Genomic DNA, 24,725 nt, shown 5'->3' on the forward strand with positions numbered 1-24,725 from the left:
TTTAAATTTTAATAACTATGATTTATGCAACAAATTGAAAGACTATTACAAACCTTTCTTTTTTTAATAGATGACCTTTACATATAATAAAAATATTTTAAAATGTCAAAAGAAAAAGATACAAAGAAAAAAACAGATAAAACACCTGCGGCAAAATCATTAAAAGAGAAGCGGGAAGACAAACAAAACAAAAGGAAAGAAAAAGAAAATGAAAGTCGCAACGCAACAACCTAAATGGTAGAAATAAAAAAAGAAGGAATTATACTCAGGAAAACCAACTTGAATTTTGAGAACGAAGGCGTTCTAAATCCTGCCGTTATTAAAGTAAACGGAAAGATACATTTGTTTTACCGTGCCGTGGCTAAGGGTAATTTTTCAACTGTCGGGCATTGTGTATTGTCAGATCCGCTTACGGTAGAAAAACGGTCAGATTCACCCATCATTGTCCCTGAATTTGAGTACGAAAAACACGGTGTGGAAGATCCTCGAATTGTAAAAATAGATGATTTATTTTATCTTACTTACACCAGTTATGACGGCATCAATGCTTTAGGAACATTAACGACTTCAAAAGACTTTAAATTCTGGAAGAATGAAGGAATCATTGTTCCTAAAATTTCTTATGAAGAGTTTAAGCTTTTATCAGAATCAGAGGGTTTAATACCTGATAAATATAGAAGATACAACGAATTTCAAATTAGTCATACTGACAGTGATCCTATTTTTTTATGGGATAAAAATCTGATTTTCTTCCCCAGAAAAATAAACGATAAATTTTATTTCCTTCACAGGATAAGACCTGAAATTCAGATTGTCAGCATAAAAAATATAGAAGATCTGAATTCTGATTTCTGGCAGGATTACTTTTCACATTTGAAAGACCATATTCTTTTATCACCTAAATACGATCACGAATCAAGTTATATCGGAGGAGGTTGTCCACCAATAGAAACAGAATATGGCTGGCTGATGATTTATCACGGTGTTTATGATACCGTTAACGGTTATGTTTACAACGCCTGTGCAGCTTTATTGGACCTTGAAAATCCGGAAAAAGAAATTTCCCGACTTCCTTATCCGCTTTTCAAACCCGAAGAAGAATGGGAACTGAAGGGTGAAGTTAACAATGTATGTTTCCCGACAGGAACCATTGTAGAAAATGACAGACTGCATATCTATTATGGAGCTGCCGACGAAAGGATAGCTGTTGCATCAGTTAGTATTTCAAAATTATTGAAAGAGTTGATGATGTACGCGGTATAAAGATAATCCATTAAGAATTATCCGATTAAAATTAAAGTAAATTATGAATAAAAATATCAATTCAGACGTGGAGGATAAAGCAATTAGACAATCTTATAATGACAAAAAGCACAAAACCAATAATATAACCAACATTGTCTATGTAAGCACTTTTCCTCCAAAAGTATGCGGAATTGCTACTTATACACAGGATCTTATAAAATCTCTTCGTTCGAAATTCGGAGAATCTTTCAATACGATAATTTGCCCGATAGAAACAGAAGAGGAAAACTATGAATATAATGAATATACCGAGTATAAATTAAATATCTCAGATGCTGTTTCTTATTTGGAATTGGCTGCAAAGATCAATAAAAACGATACAGTTGAGTTGGTGATGCTTCAGCACGAATTCGGCTTTTTTAATGAAACCCGAAATGGTTTGTATCTTTTTCTCAAGAACTTAAAAAAGATGTTATCATAACTTTTCACACTGTTTTGCCAAAACCGGATAAAGAGCTAAAGGAAAAGGTGAAAGAAATTGCCCATTTTGCAAAATCTCTTGTCGTAATGACTAGTATTTCTGCGGAAATTCTTTCGAATGATTATGAAATTCCTTTCGATAAAATTACGGTAATACCCCATGGAACACACCTTTTGCCATTCACAGATAAAATTGCGTTGAAAGAAAAGTATAATCTTAAAAACAAAAAGGTTCTTTCAACTTTCGGATTATTAAGTTCCGGAAAAAATATTGAAACGACACTGAAAGCCTTACCGGAAATAATTGCTAAAAATCCTGATGTAATTTTTTTAATTCTTGGCAAAACACATCCTGCAATAGTAAGGCACGAAGGCGAAAAATATCGTGATTTTTTGGAAGATCTCACTTGTAAACTTCATTTGGAAAACAACATCCGCTTTATCAATGATTATCTGCCACTCCCGGAATTACTAGAATATCTTCAGCTTACCGATGTTTATCTTTTCACGTCAAAAGACAGAAACCAGGCAGTGAGCGGAACATTTTCCTATGCAATCAGCTGCGGATGCGCTATTGTTTCCACTCCAATTCCACACGCTCTGGAAGTTCTAAAGGAAGATACCGGAATTATTATTGATTTTGAAGCTCCAAATCAGTTGTCTGTCGCTGTAAATACATTATTAGAAAATGAAAGCAAACGAGAGGAGCTACGTCAGAAAGCATTGGAAAAAATGGCTCCGACAGCTTGGGAAAATTCATCTATTTTACACGCTTTATTATTTCAGAAATTCAGAAATAATAGAACAGAACTCAATTATACTCTACCGGAAATCAATCTTGGGCATATTCAAAATATGACAACAGATTTCGGTATGATTCAGTTTTCAAAGATCAGTAGACCGGATATTAATTCAGGATATACGCTGGATGATAACGCACGGGCGATGATTGCTATTTGCAAGCATTTTCAAATCAGTAAAGACAAAGCAGATCTGCAATTGATTTCAATTTATTTAAACTTTATTAAATTTTGCCAGCATAATGACGGGAGTTTCCTAAACTATGTAAATGAACAAAAACAATTCACTAATCAAAACTATGAAACTAATCTGGACGACTCCAACGGAAGAGCAATCTGGGCTTTAGGTTATTTAATTTCATTAAAAGAAATTTTGCCACAGAAATTGTCTGAGAATGCAGAGGAAATCATTCAGAAAAATCTTGTCTGGGCAGAAAAAATCCATTCTACAAGAGCAATGGCTTTTATTATTAAAGGATTGCATTATCAAAACTCAGAAAAAAATCTTCCCTTATTAAAAGAATTAGCAAATCGTCTAGTGAAAATGTATCAACATGAAGCAAAAGACGATTGGCATTGGTTTGAGAATTATCTGACCTACGGAAACAGCGTATTGCCGGAAGCTTTACTGTGTGCGTGGATTTCAACCAAAGACACGCTTTACAAACAAATTGCGGAAGAATCTTTCCAGTTTTTGTTATCTAAAATTATGATTGATGATAATATAAAAGTGATTTCCAATAAAGGCTGGATGCAAAAAGAAAACACTGAAAAGGACACTCCAATTGGTGGAGAACAGCCTATTGATGTTGCTTATACTGTTTTGACATTATCTGCCTTTTACAAAATTTTTAATGATGAAAAATATTTACAAATGATGAACAACTCATTCAACTGGTTTTTGGGAAAAAATCATTTGAATCAGATCGTTTATAACCCTGCAACAGGAGGTTGCTATGATGGGCTTGAGGAAAAAAATGTAAATCTCAATCAGGGTGCAGAATCTACCGTCAGTTATCTGATGGCAAGGCTTAGTCTGGAATTTCAATAGAATAAATAACTTCCTTTAATGATTACAATGAAACATAAACTTAATAAAAGAAAAACTAAATTCCGTCTACTCAATAAAAAAAACAGCTTGAATAAAATCTCTCACGTTGAATTTGCCTCATTGCTTTATATCAGAAATACCAATATCGCCTTAAATAAAGACTTGGAAGAAATTCTTCGTATACTAAAAGAGCTGCAAAAAATAAATAAAAAATCCCGATTGGTTTTTAAGACCAACTGTACATTGACTCAACATATTCTTTGGGAAACTATTATCAATGAGATATATCAAAATCTTATGTATATCAAACTCCAAATTGAATTCATAAAGGAAAATACTGTACAAGCAAACCACTTTAATTTTTCTTTGTTTTGGCAGCAGAATAAAATTTTCGTAAAAACCATTGAAGACAATTACGAAAAACTGGAGCTATTAGGACATCAAATTCTCCCCAACGAAGAATTACTATATTGGAGAGCAAACATGTGTAATATGTATGATGAGTTTTTTCATATCATGATTTCACTTTTAAATATTTGCAAAATAGAGCTAAACTTTATCAAAACCCATTCTCCTCATAATCTATCAGAGATCATGCAGAACATTATTATAAATATTCCAAAAATCAAAAATAGTGATAAACTTAAAAGGTATGAACGAATATATATTGAGGCCTTAAAAAACTATAAAGAAGAATTTATTGAAAAGCATAGTTTTTGGAATATCATATTAAAAGCTTTGACCATGAATAAAGATAAATCTCCCTCAGAACATACAATGCTAGGTAGATGGATTGATGGTAAGGATAGAAGAAAGATTAATACCATTTAAAAACAATTTTAACCTCATAAATTAATAGCATGAAACTGTTCACCTAAAATTGCCTTGATAAACAGTCTTTAGGTTATTTCTATACCGTTACTTCTATCCTTCTCAAATTTTCAAATAAGGTGATTAGCCACCGCATTAATGAAAGATTCATCAGAATTATTATTCTTCAAATCCCTAATTATAAAATAAACCTATGAATACTATACGCTTATATAAATTTAAAGATTCAATCACCAGGAAAATACCTTTTTTGAATAAGGAATCTAATTTGGATATTTTAGATGATCCGAGGCAAATTACAATGGTAGAAATTCAAATTGTTACGGAATATGTAATTAATATCTCCAGCGCTTTTATTTATGAAGATCTGTCGTACAAAGAATTGATACACCTATGCAGTTCTGCAAAACAAACTATAGAACATTATTTTATTAAAAACAACAATGACTATGATCTGATATAATATTTCTGAATTACAAAATTCTATCTACAACCTGAAATAAGAAGCTTTTATTATTTCCAATAGTGCATCCGCCAACCTTTTCCACTGAATTTTAGAAATTTCAATCATTCCTCCGAAACCTGTGAAGAGCTTTCTTATTTTATCAAAAAATCCTGCATATAAATTAGGATACTCGTTCCTTTCATAGATTCCTATCTTTATAAATTTATCACCCCTGTATACCTCTTCCGCAATAGATTTCCCAATAATTAATATTAAAAATCTTTCTTTCAGTATCGTTAAACTTCCTTTTAAATATCCTTTTAAGCAAGAATAGATAGAGAAAAATTTAATCGAATATTATGGTTAAATAAAATCTGTTTATTGATATTTTATTTTGATTATCTTAAGTTTCTGCAAAAAAACCATTGTCTGAAATCCCATGTCCCACTCAAACCACTTAGTTGCATTATTAGGTCTATGCGGATGCTTATGATGATTATTGTGATAGGCTTCGCCCCAGAAAATAAAATCAAATGGCAAAATATTCTTTGAAGTATTTGTTAACTTATAGTTTTCATAACCAAATTTGTGTGCCCACCAATTTACTGCCATTCCCTGTAGAGAACCCATTATTACAGTCACTGGTAAAAAAAGCCATTGCCACCAAGCCGTTGCCAATAAAGCATAAATAATTATATATGCAGCAATCCAACAAAATCTTGTAATATAATTGTGTGCTATTTTATCAAACCTCTCCCATTCCGGAAGATTCTTTTTGTATTTTTCTGCGGCATCTGTTTTTCCTATATAAAGGTTAAAATAGTTATTTCGTGTCGTCCACATCATCACAAAAGGATTAGGATCGTTGTGAGGTGAATGTGGATCTTCGGTTTTATCTGTATGTGCATGATGCAAACGGTGCATTAGACCATACGTGTAAGCGCTGATGTAAGAGGAACCCTGAGTAAAAAAACAGCCCAGGTAAAACATCTTTTCCCAAAATTTTGACATTGTGAAAAGATTGTGTGCAGCATAACGATGGTGAAAAACCGACTGAAAAAAAAGAGATGCATACCAATGAATGAGTATAAAAATGAATATTGCCATAAGTTTTAAATTAAAGTGAATAATTATCGTAGAAGTATTACGGAAGGCAAAGAAAAAATTATGCTTTATTGATTAGCCACTATTCACACGAAAATTAATTTTCATTCTGCAATTTCTTCTATAAGATACGACAATTTTGTGAATTTGGTTTGATTTTCTTTCAAAGATTTATAAAAAATAAAATATGATGTATTTCTTTACTCATCTATAAATTTACATTCTATCACTTTCAAACTTTCTTTATTTTGCAAATAGAATGGTTTATGTAATGTTTCATGAGACAGATAACCTATTTCAATTATAGAAATTCATTATAAATATTTATCATATTTTTTAAAATCTCAGTCAAAATGTGAAAGACAATCGAAGTAAAACCAAGTCAAATTATATCAACTTCGATTTTTTTATATGCTTAAGATTATATTATAAAAACTCTATAACTATAAGAAATCAAATGCTAATTCGCAATAGCCAATTCTTGTTTAATTTGGCTCAAACGAACTAAATCATCGATAAAAGTGTTTGAAGATTTGCTCGTCAAGGTCACAAGACCGACATTTGAAGATTTCATTCTTCGATATCGGTTTTTTTATGTCCTAATCCGTTATATATTTCGTATATTAAATATATTGTCCCCTAATATTTACAAAAAATTGATTCCTTTTTCATGGATTCTAAACACTAATATACTTTTTGAGTACTTCAAGAAGATCTGCCTGCTTTACAGGTTTGGGAAGAAAATCATTCATTCCAGCCTCAAGGCACTTTTCTTTTTCACCCAACACATTTCCTGCCGTAATGCCTATGATAGGTATATGTTCATATCCCGGCAGCATTCTGATATTGCGTGTTGCCTCAATACCGTCCATTATTGGCATTTGTACATCCATCATGATAATGGAAAAGTGTTTTTTCCTGCATTCTTCCAAAGCCTGCAGTCCATTGACTGCTTCCGTCAGATGTATATTGGGAGCAAAAGATTTCATTATCCTATTATTCAGGACCATATTTACTACGTTATCATCAACCAAAAGCACTTCTAATTCCGAGGTAAATACATGCGTAACTTTCTCAGAATAATCCTTAGTAATTTCTACTGAATAACTTTGGTCTACTTTTTTTAAAGTTTTGTATAAATCATGTGATTTGATGGGTTTTAAAAGTAAATGTGCATTATCAATTTTTCTAACTGAATTAAGTATGCCCAGTTCTTCAGAAGAAGAAGAAAGTACTATAAAGGGTGAAGTCTCTTTTCGCTGATTGAACAGCTCTGTTATTTTATTTATTGTTTCCAATCCAGACATAATAGGCATATGATAATCCATCAGGATAACATCAAATCTCTCACCTTTCAACAAGATCTCTAAGGCTTTCATCCCATTAGAAGCCAAGGTAGACTTGATATTTTTATAGGTAAGCATGTGCTCAAGAATAATCCTGTTGGTTTCATTATCATCAACCACTAAGGCCGTTTTAATAGTTATTTCCTCCTCCTCTCTCACTTGAGGAATCTCGTAAGGAATCTCAATGTCAAAGAAAAATACAGACCCTTTTTCCCTTACGCTGTTCAGCGACAAATGACTTCCCATATATCCCAGGATAGTGTTAGAAATCGTAAGCCCCAGACCCGTGCCACCATATCGTTTACTGATGGAACTGTTTTCCTGAGTAAAGGCATTAAAAATATATTTCTGTTTTTCAACAGGGATGCCAATTCCTGTATCTCGTACCGAGAAGCGCAAAGCGATTGTACGATCATTCATGTGCAACTTCTCTACTTTTAGCTCAATCTCTCCCTTTTCTGTAAACTTCACAGCATTCCCCAGAAGATTGATCAAGATCTGTTTTAACCTTGCTTCATCCATAAAAAGTATTTTTGGAAGGCCCGGCTCAATATTGAGAAGTAGTTCGATATCTTTTTTCTGGGATTGATAAATGATCACATTTATTACCTGGCTTAACATATCATAAACATCACATTTTTCAATCAAAAGCTCCATTTTTCCGGATTCTATCTTAGAAAAATCCAATATATCATTGATGATGCTAAGCAGGTTTTCTCCTGACTCATTGATGTAATTAAGATATTGCATCTGTGTTTCATTCAGCGGTGTCGTAAGGAGAAGGTCTGAAAAACCAATAACTCCGTTTAAAGGAGTCCTAATCTCGTGACTCATATTGGCCAGAAATTCGGATTTTGCCTTGCTGGCTATATCTGCTGTTTCTTTGGCATTTTTCAATTCTTCATTTATCTTTACAGCATTTGTAATATTCTGTATAGAAATAATTACACCACCTATTTCATCTTTTGTAAGATACCATGGTCCAACTTTAAGGTCGTAATGCTGGATTTCTTCTTTTCCTTCTACTTTTAGCGTAAAATCACCGTTAATATACGTTTTCCCCAATAGTGCATTTTCATAGATCTCTTTTCCTTTTTCGGGAATATTAGGTGATATCGTGAATAGATTATTGCCGATAAGATCTACATTATTCATAAGAAATTCCTCTCTCCATCTGCTGCTTACAGCAATATAGTTAAGGTCTTTATCAAACATAGCCAAAGGAACAGGAACATCAGTGGCAAAAGATTGCATTATTGCCTCCTTCCGGGAAACCTCGAGAAACATTTTTTTGAATGCATCAATGTCCTGAATGATTCCGAAAACCCTTTTACAAATATCATCTTCAAATTCAGGAATACCTTTTACTCTTACCCAGGTCGTAACTCCATCATTACGTAAAAGCTGAAGCTCTTCATCAAAAGGAATTCCTTGTTGTATTGCCCTGTTAAACAAATATTTTATTCTTTCTCCACTTTCTCCTTTGTAAAATCCTAAGGCATTTTCAAAAGTAGGCTGAAGATCATCTTTCAGTTTGTGAATTTCTCTTGTACTTTGAGACCAAAAGATCTTTCCGGTCTTCATATTGACCTCCCAACCTCCAACTTGGGCTACTGAACTTGTTTCCTCAAGCATTTCTTTAGTATCAAACAAATCTTTTTCTAACTTACCACGACGAATAAGGTCAGATTTTAGTTGTATATAAACAAAAACGGTTACACCAATGGCTGCAATAGCTGAAAAAATGATGAACAAAACCGTCCACTGGGAAGATTTTTTCAGATCTTCATTTTTTATAGCAAGTTGAACTTCCTCGTGTTTTACAAATTTCTGGACGAGCCTGCGACATCTGTCCATAGCCTCCTTGTTTTGTACAAGTTCCTCCGGACTCATTAATATTCCTTGTTGACGATTCTTAATAAGTAAGGCATATTCCTTCATCATCATTTGTGAAGCGTCTAGCAGTTCATTTAAGACCTTAGTCTGATCTTTGTTTTTAAGATTAAGCCTATCTTTATTCGAAACGAGCAACGGATATTCATCCTTGCTTTTATTGAAAGGTTCAAGAAAATTTTCCCGGCCGGTAAGCTGATACCCTCTATTTCCCGTTTCAGCATTTAAAAGAGTATTTAATATATCTTTTGCTAAGCTTATAGATTCTTTACTTTTTATGAGGTTTTCCCTATTCTCCATCTGCTTATGTATGCTGATATAAGATGCTATAGAACTAGCAATCAGAAGTACCAAAGAAATCACTACACCAATTTTAAGATTTCTTATAATTTTTTTCGGCATGGAATAGTATTTTATAATAAAAATAGGTCATTTTATATTAGTAGCAAATTAATTTAGAAATTTGTCGGAAAATATTGGAAATGAGTACAGATCATAATGAGTCTATATTCCGGAGAGAAACTCTATATTAAAATGCTTATTATCAATTGCGAAAAATTTCAGTTCCGCATGAGAATTGATGCGTCATTCTCTCGATCTGACTGCTGCTTTGCACGAAGAATCAGATAAGGAGAAAGAAAAGCAGCATATTGCATTATTTCATTGAATCACAATCAATTTATGATAGAATATTTACTGATTATATAGCCTGAGAATTTCCACCAATTCAGGTATGGATCGTATCTTCAGCTTCTCAAACAACCTGTTTTTATAGGTACTGATCGTTGATGAATGAAGATTCAACTGATTAGAAATTTCTTTAAGGGGAAGGCCTTCTGCAAGTTTATTGGCAATTTGCAATTCCCGGTCTGATAATGCTTCAAGAGGAGAATTCTTTCCTGAACCGGTTAATGATTCAAAAAAAATCGCTTCTTTTATATTATCACTGATATATCGGCCCTTACTGACCATCGCCGTTAAAGCAGTCTCAATTACTTCAGCGGAGCTCAGCTTGCTTAGATAGCCTCCTGCCCCCATTTTTAGATAGCGCATCCCATACAGCTCTTCATCCTGTGAAGAAAATATTAGAGTTTTTAATTCAGGCTGGTGAATCTTTATGTAATCTATTGCTTCCTGAACAGTACCATTAGGCATATTAACATCCATAATGGCAAGATCCAGCTTTTCATTCAGAATTAATTTGTACAGCGATTTATAATCCTCTACTTCTGAAATGATGGCATCGGGTATCAATCGTTTGATCGTTTGTATCAAGCCCATCCGAACGATACCATGATCATCTGCTACTACAATACGAATGTTTACTTTTAAACCCATTATTCTATAAATTTATGTAAAAAAAGGGAAACCGTAGTGCCATTATCTTCAGTGGAAATGATTTGGATGTTTCCATGCAGCAAGGATATAAAATTTTTTACAATTTTCAAACTTAACCCAGCTCCTTTCTCGCCGGCAGTCCCCAGGAATATAGGATTACCATACGTATAGATTGCAGGTAAATACTTTTCATTGATTCCCATTCCGGAATCAATTACAGAAAGCACAACCTGATCACTCTCTGTAATTACCTGTAAATAAACATCCTGTCCCGGAAAGGAATATTTTACCGCATTGTTAAAAATTTTATCTAAAACATATTCGATCAACAGGCGGTCGCTTGTAAGAAACGCGTTGTGACCTCCCTTAAAATAAAATTGAATATTTTTTTCTTTTAATTTAGCAGCGTATTTTTCTTCTAAATAGTGAAAAAGATCTATCACCATAATTTTAACGGGTCTAATCTTAAACTCCCCGTATTGTGTTTTTAGCCAGGCAACGCTGTCCTGGATAGTTTGCAGATTCTTCTGGGCATCTTTTTTTACCTGCGGCAACAACTTAAAAAAATCTTCCTCACTTATGGTCTTCTGCTCTAGCTCCTCTATAAGCCACAGAAAGGTTCCAAACAGTTCTTTTGAGTCATGAGACAATATCGAGATCAGTCCGTTCTTAAAATTGATTTCGTTTTCGAGTCTTTCAATTTTCAATTGTAGTTCGTTGATAAAATCATTCATAAATTAAGTATCACAGTTTTAGAAGCTTTTGAATTACTTTTTTGAAGAAGGCAGAAAGGTATATTGTTTCAATATGATTAAAAAATACAGTTCAGCCCTTTCTTCCAGGAGTTAGCAAGTTATAAAAAATATCATATTAGTAAAAGAAAAATGAAATGGTATCTATTTGAAAAAAATAAATGCATTATTTTATTAACTAAAACTTGCTTTGCATGACGTGATATTTCGGCAGGGTTTCTATTCTGTAAAAACCGTTTACCGGCACTACCGGAAATGGTAAAAGATGGAGCATGGGACAATATCATCAGATTACTGATCGAATCTGGCTCAATGATGCAAATTAAAAATAGGTGCCTGAAGCGGTAATAATTGATAGCCAGACACCAAAATATATTAGGAATCCTGGACAGTTTTGTGTTTGGACCAACCGCTATAATTGACCCTCAGCCATGAAATATTGGAATGAAATACTTACAAAAAGAATTATTTGAAGGTATAAAGCTTATTTGTGCCTATGGAGCTTTTTAAGGAATTCCGCCGGCATTGAAAACAAGAGATGAAATTGAAGTTGAAATTCTAAAATATTGACTACTCTAAAGTATTGTTAAATTGCCGTAAAGCTATAATAAACATTAATAGAGTAAGTCGTATTTTCCTTTCCTACCAAACTTTGAGCACCTGCAGGTGGTATGGTGTATCTTATGTTCAGTCCCCGGTCCAAAACCGGTGCTCCGTTAAAAAGTATTTTTGAGGAGTTTTGGATAAGGGAACATTTACAGAACTTCCATCTATGCCTATTTGTAATATGTTGGAATTGATATCGGTCTGGAGGCCACCTTTCTTGAAATAATTTTCGTCCGATTTAACATAGAGCTCGAAATTTTCATTGTTGGAAAGCATAATTTGGTTTGGAACCATTTGTGACTGACCATTGGTGTAATGGGCAGCGGTATTAAAATTGAAATTTACATTTCGGCCGGAACTGGGAATGGTAATCTCCGACAGAGGGAGCACCTTTATCTGAACAGCCGTATTTTGTAAACTATTGATTGAGCTATCTATGCTTCTGGCATTGAAATTCAATTCAAACGTATAAGTTCCAGCTTCAAAAAAATAGTTTTTAAAATCTTCCGCAGACACATGAAGCTCTGGAATAAAGCTATTTCTGTTTCCCGCTACAACACTGAAATTAGCCGTGGAAAAATTCTGAAAATCGGCAGATAAGGCTTTGGTCGTGAGAGCTGAGCCATTGCTAGCCAATTTAATGCTTGCTATATTTCTGGTTCCTGAAACACCTTTAGAGGAAGTGAACTGAACGTTAGTGGAAGCAGCTTTTGCCCAAAAATTAAAATCGACCGTATGCGCGATTTCCGTATTCCCCAAATCCCATACCCGCGTGCCCGTATTGCGATAGTCATTCAAAGAAGATATTTCTATGTATTTTGTTAAAGCGTTTGTAATCCATCGTATAGATGAAGGAATCACTAAAATAGTTTTAAAATTACGTGGTGTAAAGTCATTATAATTTTGAGTAATTTCCATGGAGTAATTCCCAGCCCGAAAGGTATTGGCAGTAAATTGTGAAGCAGGAATTTTAAATGTAAAATTGATATTTCCCCGATTGAACCCTCCCCCAAGACTGGTCGATGGTGGTTCAAACCATTTTATGGCGCTTGTACTGAACGACTGAAAACCTGGTAAATAACCTGTTAATCCGGTATATGGCAGCTGCCCACCCATACTTTCCAACTGCCACAGAAGAATGGAAGCGGGTAAAGTAAGCGAGGAAGAAGAGTGGGTAAAAGTTGGTCCCGAAACAGAGGTAAATGTAGGAGCTGTCGGGAGTATCCCTAAAAAGGCATAATCCCAGTTTGTTCTGTTGGCGTTCGTCATTACCCTTGTAGGTACTGAGGTAAATTCGCTCCTGTTAAAAATATTATTTTCAGGAACCGAAAGGTACACATCCTGAGCTTTCGTAGCTGTAGATCCGCAAAGTACAGTAAAAATTCCTATTAAAAAAGCCCTCTTCTTTTTCATACTTTTAAATTTAAAACTTTTTCACCTTAATGATGGTGTCTTTCTTCTTGTATTCAAAAACCACGGTTTTTGAGTAACCTTCTTTTGTCACCAAAATGGTTTGGGTGGGTTGTGTATAGCTGTATTTGTCATTTTCAATATAGAGATCATACTTGCCGTCTTTGAGGAAAAACTCAAACTCATTCTTTGGGTTAACCACTGCGGTATAAATTTTACCATCTTCCCCTTTTGCATATACTACAATCCCTGTTACATCTGTTTCTACAGTATCGTAAGCTTGTTTAATCTCCGTTAATTTCCCAGTTACTCTGATGTTTTTTACCAAGCCCACTTTGCGGTTGATATTATTGTGCACCATAATGACAGGATCCGTCATCAACCGGGAGCCCGCACTTTCGTTCACCTTCAGTGTATAAGTACCTTCAGGAACATTCTGAAAAACTACTTTTCCATTCTTATCCGTCATCGCTACATAATTGTCCAGTTTTACAATTTCATTAGCAAGTACCGATTCACCGGACTCCAGAAGTCCATTATAGTTTTTATCTTCAAAGAACTGGAATGCCACTTTATGATTTCCTAGAGCCGTAGCGGTGGTAAAATATTTTTTAATTCCCACCCTGAACTGGTAATAACTGCCGCTGCTTGCATATTCAGCCGTAGATTTATAGCCGGAAAGATTAAAATAACCTGTGGTGGACCAGGAAGGCGAAATCTTATATTCCAGATTACCGGTAATATTGCTGTTTAAATTTTTATAAAGTTCCGAATAGAAGGCTCCGGCAGAAAAAGATCCGGTCAGATTATGATTGAGCATCTGGAAATTATACGAGGCGTATACATTGTAGTTGGCAAAATTACGGTCTGCATTGTAATAAGAAGTTAAATCAAAGACACTGGTAGCATTCCATTGGGCAGTTCCGTTAAAGGAAAATGATTTATATCTGTAAGATAAAGTTGTTTTCAGACTGTTGAACCAGTCCTGTTTATTGTTCTCTTTTGAATAAGAATATTCCGCCGTTAGGTTGAATCCATGAGCACCTAATGTCGTGCTTATATTGGCTTCCAACTTGTATGAAAAAAGCTCCTGTGATGTATAAAAATTAGCTGTTTTCTGGTTTTCAACCTTTGGAGAAAGTAGAAAATTCCACTTCTTTAAAGAAAACTGATAGCCTAACCCCAAAGCTTCTGTACTGTTGAAATAATAGCGCAAATTAGCGGTATTCCCCGGTTGGATTGGCTCACTTTGGAAACTTAGGAACTCAGGTTCTACCTGCGAATTCTGATATTGTATAAAAGCGCGTTGAGAAGCGGAAAATTGGTGACCGATTCGCTGATTTGAGAAAAAAGATCCCCGCTTGATCCCTGCATAGCTTTTAGTGGCAAAGGAATTGAAAGATTGTATATCCCATCTCCCTATTTTCCCCTCATAATTGGCTCCCATTAAAGCTCCAGCATTTTCATCTTTATTCGAAAGACCTTCTTCGTGGCTCAGGCCCATCTCCATGCGGATTGTGTGTTTGTCATTAATTAGCAATGAAGTTACTGCATTCGCTACCTGTGTATCTATGTTAAAGCGCGGATCATGGTCGAAAATATAGGATACTTTCCCGTTGAAAGATTTAGCATTCCCAAAACCATATTTTGCACCCACCATGGTAGATCCTTTTGTTTGTTGGAAATAAGTACCATACAAGTTATAATTATTTTCAAGCGCAAGAATTTCAATCTGATTGTTTTTACCAAATTTCGTAGAAACTTTCCCTCCTCTACCGAAAATCGGGTAATCGTAATCATTGCTATTAACATTTCCCACCCGTAATACGGTATTTTTTCTCTCCAATTCCAGCCAGGTATCATAGAAGTTATAACGGCCGTCTTCATGATAGTAATCTGCACTAATATTGAAACGCGATCTCAAATTATCTGTCACCCGAAACGCTGTATTTCCTCTCAATTGAAAATAATTGAAACCTGAACTGTTTTCATTATAACTAATTTCCGCAAAATTACTTCCGCCCATCGCTTCGTTTCCCCGGGCAATTTGTCTGTTGTGCGATAAAACGACCAGATAGAGCGTGTTGCTTCCTATTATTTTATTATCAAGCAGATCTGTGACTATTGCATTAATATTAAATTCGGGATAAATTGTATTCTGTTTTCTGACCGCAATTTTGATCTCAATCGTTTGTTTTTCTAAGCCCTCCAGAGATACGGTTTGTTGTTTTGGCATCATTTCCAAACCATCGGGAATGGATTGCAAATCAATCTTAACGGTTCGTTTACTGTACCCTTGGTTTTCTACAGTCAGCAGGATTGAGGATTCGGGCACAGCAGGGTTAATGAAATTTTCGTATGTAGCTGTATAAATTGCGACATTTTTGTTCTCGCCTTTGGTAACGAAGAAAGAGGCATTTTCAGTTCTGGTGATCGTCGGGGTAACGTACGAAATCTGGAATTGGATCTCATTGGACCGAAGTTTCATAAAATCCACGTTGGCGATCAGTTTCACAGGAAGATTTTTAGACTGGCCCGCACCTAAGATAAAATCATTTTTAGGATAGAAAAGCAATCCCGGATATTTTTCCTTGGGTACAATATTCTGAATGGTAATCTCTTCAGAACTTTTATTCTCAATAACCAGGAAATTGCTAAAAGTAGAACCTTTCTCAACAGCTACGCTGTCATTTTCAAAATGGATTTGAATATCCTTCTTTTCCTGTGCAAAGGCCAACGAAAAGTGCAGAAAAACAATTACAAAAAATAAGATTGTTCTTCTTAGCAATGATATCGGTATTCCATTCTGTGGTTTCAAGACTAAATTTTAAAATTTAAAGTTTTTTTCTCCTACGCGTAAATCATTTGATTCTGCCATTTTGATAATAACCACGCCAAGGAAGTTCCCTGAAATGTTCTCTGGCAAGGAAAATTGAACGACCTGATTGGTATCGGGAAGCATAGAGATGGAAATTGCGGGTAATTTTATTTCCTTACCACTGTCTGTATTAGTGAGTTCAAACTCAACGGTGGCATCATTGATGGTGTTTCCATCATTATGGATACTTACTGCGACTTTTCTGTTCGCTGCATTCTCATTACTCGCTTCTGAAATATTGGTAATATCCAAACTTTTTACGTGGTTACCCGGTGGAGTATAAAAGATGTGGAGTCCCACCTCAAATAAGGTGATAATACCAATACCATTCTGAATACGTGCCTTATCAGCCTGCTGAGGAAGTTGGGTGAAAAACAACATGCTGTTTGTGACGGCAGACTTTGATGCATTTGCAGGAATCTGCATGGTTACTACAATTTCCTTTGTACTTTTTGCAGGAACTGTTACAGTATTTTCTAAAGTAGATATCCAGGACGCATTGGAAGCTTTTGAACTGCCTGCTTCAAGATAAACCTTATTTCCGTCTTCTTCTCTAACCCAATCTTTATAGTTGAGATTAAAAACATAATCCTTATCGGAGCTGTTTTGAAGCGTGACTGTCTTTGTTACTTTTTCACCTGGATTACCTGTAAAAAACAACCGTGTAGGCGACATAGAAATACTTTGTGCCAGAAGTGAGGAATATCCCGCGAGGATAAAGAAAATGAAAAGATAAATGAACTTGTGCATGGTGTAAATAGTTTAATAATAAAGATTCCCAAAACTACTGAAAACGCATCAAAATGGACCTTTACTAACTAAAAATTTTATTATAAAGCAGTCGCTGTATAAGTTACTGTTTGCGTATAAGTTCCGGCCGGTTTACCTAAAATATCAGAAGATGATGATTTTGCAGCTGGAATGGTGTAGTCCAGATTCAGTGTTAATGCGCTTCCGAGAGGAGCGTTTGCTACTAAAGTTTTTTCTCCTGCTGATAAAATCACATCAGTTTTTGTTCCGCCCATATTTCCAGGAGCTGCTGCGGCTTTGATTGTCAAAACATCTACAGGGATGGAGTTTAAACCATTGACGAAAGTCGGGCCACCTGCTTTTACCTTTACATTAAAGTTCTTCGTTGAGGTGATTTTCAAAGCCGAGGCCTGAGCCACTGTTTTTTCCGAATTATAGTCCATTGCAGTAACATAGTTAAAGGCAACTGTCCCTCCCATTGCAGTACTTCCTGCATCAATGGAGATTACATCGTTTAGGGTAATGTTTACGGTTGTGGTTGCGGTTGTATTTTGAGTTTGAACATTGTTAGATCCTAACATGATTGCTCCAATAGTTAAGGCTGCGATTGCGATTTGTTTTGTCATGGTAGTATTATTAATTTTTATTCTTGTTTATTTGCTCTCTTTTGAACACTACAAATCTACAGTGGCGATAAAAGTTTCTTTGTAGTGGAAAGAGGAAGTTGATGTAGTAAAATAACTACAGTATTATTCATCTGGTTTGAATAAAAAACCCTCAACACTTTACCGGTATTGAGGGCATATTTATATATAATTGTGTTTTATTATAAAGCAGTCGCAGTATAAGTTACTGTTTGAGTATAAGTTCCGGCCGGTTTACCTAAAATATCAGAAGATGATGATTTTGCAGCTGGAATGGTGTAGTCCAGATTCAGTGTTAATGCGCTTCCTAGTGGGGCATTTGTAACTAAATTCTGATCCGTTGCAGATAAAACTACAGCATTTTTTGTTCCCCCCATGGTTCCGGCAGCTGTAGCTGCTTTGATGGTTAAAACATTGACAGGGATTAAGTTCGTTCCATTCATGAAATTAGCACCCCCTGCTTTTACTTTAACATTAAAGTTCTTCGTTGAAGTTACTTTTAAAGAGTTGGCTTTAGTAATCGTCTGATCAGAATTATAGTCTGCTGCAGTAACATAGTTAAAATCAACCGTGTTACCAATGGCTGTACTTCCTGCGTCGATAGATATTACGTCGTTCAGGGTAATGTTTACGGTTGTAGTTGCAGTTGTATTTTGAGCTTGAACATTGTTAGTTCCAAATATGATAGCTCCAAAAGTTAAGGCTGTGATTACGATTTGTCTTGTCATGATAGTAATATTTTATTGTTATTTTTTACTTAATTGTTATCTTTTGTATACTGCAAATTTATATTGGCGGTAAAAGTTTCCTTGTAGTGGAAAACGGAAGTTCATGTAGTAAAATAACTACAAGGTTTATTCATTTAACTTAAATAGTAAAGCCCTCAACACTTTCTAATTATTGAGGGCGTATATAAATTCCTGTAATTTCTATTATAAGGCTGTCGCAATATAAACTACCGTTTGCGTATAATTTTATTTAGGTTTTCACAAAAAATATTTACAGGTTGGTAAATGTGTTATCATTGTTATTTAAAACAAAGATTCTACTCTTACATCTGACAGATACTTATTCCCGGATTTTGAATTGTATTTATACCGGTACAATACATATAAAATCAAAGGCCTCCTGAGGAAGCCTTCGAAACACCAAATCACAAAATATTAATATGAAAAATTAATTTATAAAGCTGTTGCAGTATAAGTTACTGTTTGAGTATAAGTTCCGGCCGGTTTACCTAAAATATCAGATGATGATGATTTAGCAGCTGGAATAGTGTAATCCAAATTCAGTGTTAATGCGCTTCCCAGTGGGGCATTTGTAACTAAATTCTGATCCGTTGCAGATAAAACTACAGCATTTTTTGTTCCCCCCATGGTTCCGGCAGCTGTAGCTGCTTTGATGGTCAAAACATTGACAGGGATTAAGTTCGTTCCATTCATGAAATTAGCACCCCCTGCTTTTACTTTAACATTAAAGTTCTTCGTTGAAGTTACTTTTAAAGAGTTGGCTTTAGTAATCGTCTGATCAGAATTATAGTCTGCTGCAGTAACATAGTTAAAATCAACCGTATTACCAATGGCTGTACTTCCTGCGTCAATAGATATTACGTCGTTCAGAGTAATGTTTACGGTTGTAGTTGCAGTTGTATTTTGAGCTTGAACATTGTTAGTTCCAAATATGATTGCTCCAAAAGTTAAGGCTGTGATTACGATTTGTTTTTTCATGGTGGTAATATTTTATTGTTATTTTTTACTTAATTGTTATCTTTTGTATACTGCAAATTTATAGTGGTGCTAAAAGTTTCTTTGTAGTGGAAAACGGAAGTTCATGTAGTAAAATAACTACAAGATTTACTCATATGATAAATGAAAAGCCCTCGATACTTTTGTAGTATCGAGGGCTTTTCTATTTAAAATTGATATTTACTTACAATGCAGTGGCAGTATAAGTTATTTTTTGTGTATAAGTTCCTTGTGGTTTTCCTAAAAGTACCTTGGATGCATTTTCCGCAGAAATAGAGTAAGCAATATTTAAAGACTGTTTGGTACCCAAACTTGCATTACTCACCAATACCTGATCATTTGGAGATAAAGTGACCTCATTCAGAGTTCCCACCAAACTTCCGCCTGGTATCGCTTTTACTTGTAATATATCTACAGGAATTACGTTTGCGCCATTTACAAAGTGTGCCCCTTCAGATTTTACTTTTACATCAAAATTTTTAGAGGAAATAATGACTAAACTATTGGGAACGGTAACATTTTTTGATGAATTATAATCTTTTGTGCTCCCATAATTAAAATCTACGGCACCTTCTGAAGCAGCAGAGCCAATATCCATTGCAATAACGTCTGATAAAATAATATTGACTGATGTACTCACCTGCTCCGAATTTTGTGCCATAACCCGGTGGGTTCCTAAGGCAGTTGCTCCCAGAGACAACGCAACGATAAAGATTTGCTTTTTCATGATTAAATAAATTTAGTGAGGTGTAATAATATTGTCATTCAGAATTCAGAATTCATTATAAAGCTAATAACATTATATGACATTACCAAGACTTTTTCATTATTAAGTGTATTATCATAAAGATATTCAATCTGATAGTGTTATTTCATATTATAATCTTAAACTCCTTACTAGTAACTTTCTCGTTGAGCAAAAATTAATCTCTTTTGAAATTGTATCTATAATCAATACCTTTTGCAGGCTTATTGTAAAAAAATCTGATGCTATGGCCTAATAAACTTTGGCAAACTTATTCCGGTATTCAATGGGGGTAAGTCCGGTGATTTTTCTGAAAATATCACGAAATGCCTTCGTATCCGTATAGCCTACATCGTACATTACTTCCGAAACATTTTTCCGGGATGCTTCAAAAACTTTTTAGCAGCCTCTATGCGTACCCGCTGTATGTATTCTACAGGAGTATTGTTTGTGGCATCCTTAAACCTTCTTTCAAAGGTACGGCGTCCTATACCGGCATAGGCAGCAAGATCTTCAACCGTCATTTTCTCTTCATAATGATCTTCTATAAAATCCTGGACACTTTTAATCTGTTCATCCGTATGGCTTCTTTGACCACGGAAAATGGCAAATTGCGACTGGTTATCCCTGCTTATGTCCAGGGCAAAATATTTTGAGATCATAATAGCAGTTTCCCTGTCGGAATATTTTTCTACAAGATATAGTATCAGGTTCCATAAGCTGCTCGCTCCACCACTGCTGTAAATATTATCATGTTCTGTTATAATGGCCCCGTCTTCTACTTCTATCTGCGGATACCTATTTTTAAACTCGTTAATATAAGCCCAATGGGTAGAGCATTTACTGCCGTCCAGAAGACCTGTTTCTGCAAGAAGGAAGGCTCCGACACATAAACTGGCAAGGCTTGTTCCTTCAAAATAAAGTTTCCTGAAATAGGGAATTGCATCTGCATTTGCCGCTATGCCTTCCTCCATATCCCCAAAGGTAGGAGGAATGATAAGCAGATCCGTATGGGTAACGTTCTGAAGGAGCCTGTTTGTCTTTATCGTATACTCTCCGCTATTAGCAGGAACATACTCATTTAATCCTACATATTCTACTTTAAAGATTGGCTTTTTCCCAAATACGGAAAGAAACTCATTCGCAGTATGAAAAGTCCTGAATGCCGGGGTTATGGCTTCTATGGTACCATATTGAGGAACAAAAACTGATATCTGCATACCTTTTATTTTGTGATAAAGATACTTATAATTTTTGTCGTAATCCACCCCTTAGGTTGTCGTTTTTACAACACCCGTTTTTTTATTATCTGTTCGATCTTTGTCATAACAATAACAACAAAAAATTAAAACAATGAAAAACGAACAAAAAATTCAGGTACAGGCCGAAGTTAATGCTCCTGTGGAAAAAGTATGGAAAATGTGGAATTCACCGGAAGATATTATGAACTGGAATTCGGCACACCCAAGCTGGCATTGTCCCAGTAGTAATAATGATCTCAGAGTCGGAGGTACATTTACAAACAGAATGGAAGCCAGGGATGGAAGTTTCGGTTTCGATTTCTCCGGTACTTACGATAAGGTTGACCCAAACAGGGAAATAAGTTATACCATGGCTGATGGAAGAACAGCCTCTACCATCTTCGATATACAAAACGGAAAAACATTGATAACAACAAGCTTTGATCCTGAAACCGAGAATGATCCCGAATTTCAGAAACAGGGCTGGCAGGCTATTCTGGACAATTTTGTAAAATATGCAGAATCATCAAATAATTAATAATTACTAAATCCTTAAACATGAAAAAGAATAAAATAATTTTCTGGACAGCTACCATTGTACTGATCCTTTGGGAAGGCGTTATGCCTGCTGCAACTTTATTGTTTGCATCCGAATATGTAAATGCAGGAACAAAAGCCCTGGGGTATCCGGACTATTTTGCCTACGCATTAATTATCTGTAAGATATTAGGAATTGTGGCCATATCATTTAATAAGGTACCTGATAAAATAAAAGAATGGGCCTATGCCGGTCTGGCTTTTAACCTGATATTTGCTTTTATAAGCCATGCATGTGTTGACGGTAATCCGGGATATATGTTGATGCCACTTGTATTTTTGGCAGTACTGATGGTCTCTTATCGCTTCCGGAAATGGAATGTCCGAAAAGAAGAATTAGCCACTTCCTATGATAAAATCCCTTCAGTACAATAAATCTTTGGATAATTAAAAAAAAACAAAATATATTCAAACCTCTAAAATCAGAAAAAATGACAAACAACAGCGTTTCATTACACAGAATAATCCAGGCAGCTCCGGAAAAAGTTTTCCGCGCATTTGCCGATGTAACAGCTTATGCTTCCTGGATTCCACCCTATGGATTTATATGCACTGTGCAGCAGGCAGATTTTAAAGAAGGCGGACAGTTTAAAATGACTTTTATTAATTTCAGCACTGGTAACGGACATTCTTTCGGTGGTACCTATACTGAGATCAGAGAAGGGCAGTTTCTTAAATATATTGAGCACTTTGATAATCCGGCTTTGCAGGGAGAAATGACTACTACAGTCTCATTCGGCAAAGTATCGTGCGGAACAGAAATCAGAATTGAACAAACCGGTATTCCTGAACAAATACCTGCAGAAATGTGCTATCTGGGCTGGCAGGAGTCCCTTGAAAAATTAAAAAGGCTTGTAGAGCCTGAAATTCCGGATGCTTAACGTAACTATATGCTTAACCATCAAAATGAATCTACAAGATTTGGAGTATTCATAACGTTAACAGGAAACTGTAAAGAAGCATTTACCTTTTATCAATCCTGTTTTGGAGGAGAACTTTTTTTTGAATTACTGGAAATACCTCTGAATCAATATTACAATAAACCGGTGATTAGTGGTTCTCTAATTTCTGAACGAATTGTTCTTCATGGTTCCGACCTTGTTCATGATGAAGGTTACCAAACGGGCAACCAACTTGCAATTTATTTTCCCTGTCAGGATGCATCCGAACGGTCTAGGCTTATAATGCGGCTTGCTAAAGATAAAGAAAGTTCTTCTCCGGAGGTGGAAAAACAACGGTTCATCGAAATAACAGATCTTTTTGGGGTTCGGTGGATATTGGGGGTAGCTTATTAAAAGTAAAAAAATTAAGGATAAAATCTATCAAATTAAACTTTGATAGATTTTTTACAAATCCAACCTCAAACTCGCCGATTTCGTATTTCAGTATAACTCAAAAAATAGGCATCAGAAAGCAAGATTATATCATTCGTTTGAATTGTATTTTGATCATCCCATAAGTAGAAACATAATCAATAATATTTCCGTGAGGTTTAATCATCAACATAAAAATTAATTAAGTATTACACATTCTGTAGTCATAAAAATAATATCTTAGTTGCATGAAATATTTAGAAAAAATTCAGGGATTATTGCCATTGGGATATTTATATCTTATTATTCTTGGACTTTTAAAGGAAAGTATCCTTTTTTATCAATTAGATATTAATATTTTGAAATACTCGTCCATAACAGATATTCTTATAAGTCCGATTGCTGACATGGCCTCCAGTCCGATTTTGATAATCGTTATTTTTTCTGTTGTGCTCATTTTCTTTTTATTGCAGGTAATCCTTGTAAAGAATAGAGAGAAAAGCTGGAGCAAAAAGCTGTTAGGAAATTATAAAATAAACCCTGAAACAGATAAGACGGAGCTGAAAAAAATCATGATCCCGATTTTTTCAATACTTGTCTCCATTGAACTCCTCGCATTGTTTGTCGGTCTTGGAATAGGCCAGGGTCGCATGATAAAAAAAAGAATTGACACTCAAAACCTGAAATACAATTATACCATCACTTCAGAATCTGAAGGACCAACTGAAATCTATATGATCGATATTAACAGTACCTATTATTTTTATGTGACCAAAGGAGATAAACATATTAAAATTGCCCCTGTTGGAAAAATAAACGGTCTTGAAGTAATCCCAAAAAATAATTAAAGTAATTGATCACATTATAAAGTTATTGCAAAACAAGAAGGACTATATCACTGAAATTTATAATAGTGATGTTTGTTATACGATCAATTTAAACAAAAAAAATCCCGGATGATCCGGGATTTTTTGTTCTTGTATCTCAATTTATTTGATCTCCACAGGAACCGAGATTTTATCCCAATCCATTGTGAATCCATTACTGTTGATTTTATACACTAAATTTTCCTGTGTTGCCGGTAAAGCTTTTGTTTTTACATCAACACGTAAAGCATCTTTTGCCTGTTCATATTTGTAAGCACCCCATTGTTTCGGCTCTTTGTTGAAAATCGCAGTCCATGTTCCACTTTCTTTAGGAATCAGGAAGAAGCTGTATTTCCCTGCAGGCAGCGGTTTACCCTGAACAGTAATATTTTTATCCGTTTCAAAAGTAGTTGCTTCATTAGCTCCCGCACGCCAAACTTTATCGTAAGCTTCTAAACCACCCCAGATGGTACGCCCTTTAACAGAAGGACTGCTATAGTTTATGGTAATGGTGGCATCTTTGATTTTTCCTGTAGCAGTAGCCGGAGGGCTGGCAGGCTTTTTAGTGTCCTGTGCAAAAGCATTTACTGAAAGCGTCATTGCAGCAAAAACTACAGTAACAGATTTAATCATTGTTTTCATAAT

The 24,725-nt window shown here is 35.0% G+C and carries 23 protein-coding genes and 2 pseudogenes; 11 read left to right on the forward strand and 14 right to left on the reverse strand.

The window, feature by feature from the left end; translation table 11 throughout:
- The first annotated feature begins 102 nt into the window (after positions 1 to 102).
- From MTQ00_RS08070 to MTQ00_RS08095, 6 genes are all read left to right on the forward strand, one after another.
- Entirely contained in the window at positions 103 to 234 is a 132-nt protein-coding gene (locus MTQ00_RS08070; protein ID WP_262484053.1) for a hypothetical protein, read from the forward strand.
- Positions 235 to 1,263: a pesticidal protein Cry7Aa gene (locus MTQ00_RS08075; protein WP_172279012.1), complete on the forward strand. Its 1,029-nt coding sequence runs from the start codon at positions 235 to 237 to the stop codon at positions 1,261 to 1,263.
- 43 nt (positions 1,264 to 1,306) lie between these two features.
- Entirely contained in the window at positions 1,307 to 1,726 is a 420-nt protein-coding gene (locus tag MTQ00_RS08080) for a hypothetical protein (protein ID WP_273648381.1), read from the forward strand.
- 14 nt (positions 1,727 to 1,740) lie between these two features.
- On the forward strand, positions 1,741 to 3,576 hold the full coding sequence (locus MTQ00_RS08085) for a glycosyltransferase (RefSeq protein WP_273648382.1): 1,836 nt from the start codon (positions 1,741 to 1,743) through the stop codon (positions 3,574 to 3,576).
- A 27-nt stretch (positions 3,577 to 3,603) separates the two neighbouring features.
- Positions 3,604 to 4,407 (forward strand): hypothetical protein, encoded by an 804-nt coding sequence (locus MTQ00_RS08090; RefSeq protein ID WP_172279016.1) that lies wholly within the window; start codon positions 3,604 to 3,606, stop codon positions 4,405 to 4,407.
- A 250-nt stretch (positions 4,408 to 4,657) separates the two neighbouring features.
- Positions 4,658 to 4,870, forward strand: a complete 213-nt coding sequence (locus MTQ00_RS08095) for a hypothetical protein (protein WP_273648383.1) — start codon at positions 4,658 to 4,660, stop codon at positions 4,868 to 4,870.
- A 360-nt stretch (positions 4,871 to 5,230) separates the two neighbouring features.
- Here the strand turns inward: MTQ00_RS08095 and MTQ00_RS08100 are convergent, their stop codons facing one another.
- From MTQ00_RS08100 to MTQ00_RS22375, 13 genes and pseudogenes are all read right to left on the reverse strand, one after another.
- Positions 5,231 to 5,959, reverse strand: coding sequence for a fatty acid desaturase (locus tag MTQ00_RS08100; RefSeq protein WP_273648384.1), 729 nt, complete (start codon positions 5,957 to 5,959; stop codon positions 5,231 to 5,233).
- A 674-nt stretch (positions 5,960 to 6,633) separates the two neighbouring features.
- Positions 6,634 to 9,597 (reverse strand): response regulator, encoded by a 2,964-nt coding sequence (locus MTQ00_RS08105; RefSeq protein WP_228456959.1) that lies wholly within the window; start codon positions 9,595 to 9,597, stop codon positions 6,634 to 6,636.
- A 291-nt stretch (positions 9,598 to 9,888) separates the two neighbouring features.
- Positions 9,889 to 10,533: a response regulator gene (locus tag MTQ00_RS08110; RefSeq protein ID WP_273648385.1), complete on the reverse strand. Its 645-nt coding sequence runs from the start codon at positions 10,531 to 10,533 to the stop codon at positions 9,889 to 9,891.
- A complete protein-coding gene (locus MTQ00_RS08115) occupies positions 10,533 to 11,267 on the reverse strand; it encodes a sensor histidine kinase (protein ID WP_273648386.1) in 735 nt (244 codons plus the stop codon). The genes MTQ00_RS08110 and MTQ00_RS08115 overlap by 1 nt, the downstream gene beginning before the upstream one ends.
- Before the next feature lie 705 nt (positions 11,268 to 11,972).
- Entirely contained in the window at positions 11,973 to 13,304 is a 1,332-nt protein-coding gene (locus MTQ00_RS08120) for a hypothetical protein (protein WP_273648387.1), read from the reverse strand.
- 10 nt (positions 13,305 to 13,314) lie between these two features.
- The gene (locus MTQ00_RS08125; RefSeq protein ID WP_273648388.1) at positions 13,315 to 16,119 is read right to left on the reverse strand and encodes a hypothetical protein; all 2,805 of its coding nucleotides are present in this window, start codon (positions 16,117 to 16,119) and stop codon (positions 13,315 to 13,317) included.
- A 9-nt stretch (positions 16,120 to 16,128) separates the two neighbouring features.
- Positions 16,129 to 16,929, reverse strand: a complete 801-nt coding sequence (locus MTQ00_RS08130) for an Fn3-like domain-containing protein (protein ID WP_273648389.1) — start codon at positions 16,927 to 16,929, stop codon at positions 16,129 to 16,131.
- A gap of 80 nt (positions 16,930 to 17,009) precedes the next feature.
- Positions 17,010 to 17,555 carry a peptidoglycan-binding protein LysM gene (locus MTQ00_RS08135; protein ID WP_273648390.1) on the reverse strand — a complete coding sequence of 182 codons (546 nt, stop codon included), beginning with the start codon at positions 17,553 to 17,555 and terminating at the stop codon, positions 17,010 to 17,012.
- 200 nt (positions 17,556 to 17,755) lie between these two features.
- On the reverse strand, positions 17,756 to 18,301 hold the full coding sequence (locus MTQ00_RS08140) for a peptidoglycan-binding protein LysM (protein WP_172279029.1): 546 nt from the start codon (positions 18,299 to 18,301) through the stop codon (positions 17,756 to 17,758).
- A 453-nt stretch (positions 18,302 to 18,754) separates the two neighbouring features.
- Entirely contained in the window at positions 18,755 to 19,300 is a 546-nt protein-coding gene (locus tag MTQ00_RS08145; RefSeq protein ID WP_172279031.1) for a peptidoglycan-binding protein LysM, read from the reverse strand.
- 202 nt (positions 19,301 to 19,502) lie between these two features.
- Entirely contained in the window at positions 19,503 to 20,045 is a 543-nt protein-coding gene (locus MTQ00_RS08150) for a peptidoglycan-binding protein LysM (protein ID WP_273648391.1), read from the reverse strand.
- A gap of 270 nt (positions 20,046 to 20,315) precedes the next feature.
- Positions 20,316 to 20,725 (reverse strand): annotated as a pseudogene (locus MTQ00_RS22370) (GlxA family transcriptional regulator).
- A gap of 87 nt (positions 20,726 to 20,812) precedes the next feature.
- A pseudogene (locus MTQ00_RS22375) lies at positions 20,813 to 21,283 on the reverse strand (DJ-1/PfpI family protein); the annotation flags it as partial.
- Positions 21,284 to 21,416: 133 nt separating this feature from the next.
- Here MTQ00_RS22375 and MTQ00_RS08165 point away from each other — a divergent pair.
- The 5 genes from MTQ00_RS08165 (at position 21,417) to MTQ00_RS08185 (ending at position 24,062) form a co-directional block, all read left to right on the forward strand.
- The gene (locus MTQ00_RS08165; protein ID WP_273648394.1) at positions 21,417 to 21,842 is read left to right on the forward strand and encodes an SRPBCC family protein; all 426 of its coding nucleotides are present in this window, start codon (positions 21,417 to 21,419) and stop codon (positions 21,840 to 21,842) included.
- Between the two features lie 20 nt (positions 21,843 to 21,862).
- Positions 21,863 to 22,276 (forward strand): DoxX family protein, encoded by a 414-nt coding sequence (locus tag MTQ00_RS08170; RefSeq protein ID WP_273648395.1) that lies wholly within the window; start codon positions 21,863 to 21,865, stop codon positions 22,274 to 22,276.
- Between the two features lie 56 nt (positions 22,277 to 22,332).
- Complete coding sequence (locus MTQ00_RS08175; protein WP_273648396.1) at positions 22,333 to 22,782, forward strand: SRPBCC family protein; 450 nt, start codon at positions 22,333 to 22,335, stop codon at positions 22,780 to 22,782.
- A gap of 9 nt (positions 22,783 to 22,791) precedes the next feature.
- The gene (locus tag MTQ00_RS08180; RefSeq protein WP_273648397.1) at positions 22,792 to 23,196 is read left to right on the forward strand and encodes a VOC family protein; all 405 of its coding nucleotides are present in this window, start codon (positions 22,792 to 22,794) and stop codon (positions 23,194 to 23,196) included.
- A gap of 266 nt (positions 23,197 to 23,462) precedes the next feature.
- On the forward strand, positions 23,463 to 24,062 hold the full coding sequence (locus MTQ00_RS08185) for a hypothetical protein (RefSeq protein ID WP_273648398.1): 600 nt from the start codon (positions 23,463 to 23,465) through the stop codon (positions 24,060 to 24,062).
- A gap of 141 nt (positions 24,063 to 24,203) precedes the next feature.
- Here the strand turns inward: MTQ00_RS08185 and MTQ00_RS08190 are convergent, their stop codons facing one another.
- Positions 24,204 to 24,722 (reverse strand): DUF2911 domain-containing protein, encoded by a 519-nt coding sequence (locus MTQ00_RS08190; RefSeq protein ID WP_172279045.1) that lies wholly within the window; start codon positions 24,720 to 24,722, stop codon positions 24,204 to 24,206.
- Positions 24,723 to 24,725: the final 3 nt, after the last annotated feature.

It is taken from the genome of Chryseobacterium sp. B21-037 (assembly GCF_028570785.1).
In the GTDB taxonomy this organism is placed as follows: domain Bacteria; phylum Bacteroidota; class Bacteroidia; order Flavobacteriales; family Weeksellaceae; genus Chryseobacterium; species Chryseobacterium proteolyticum.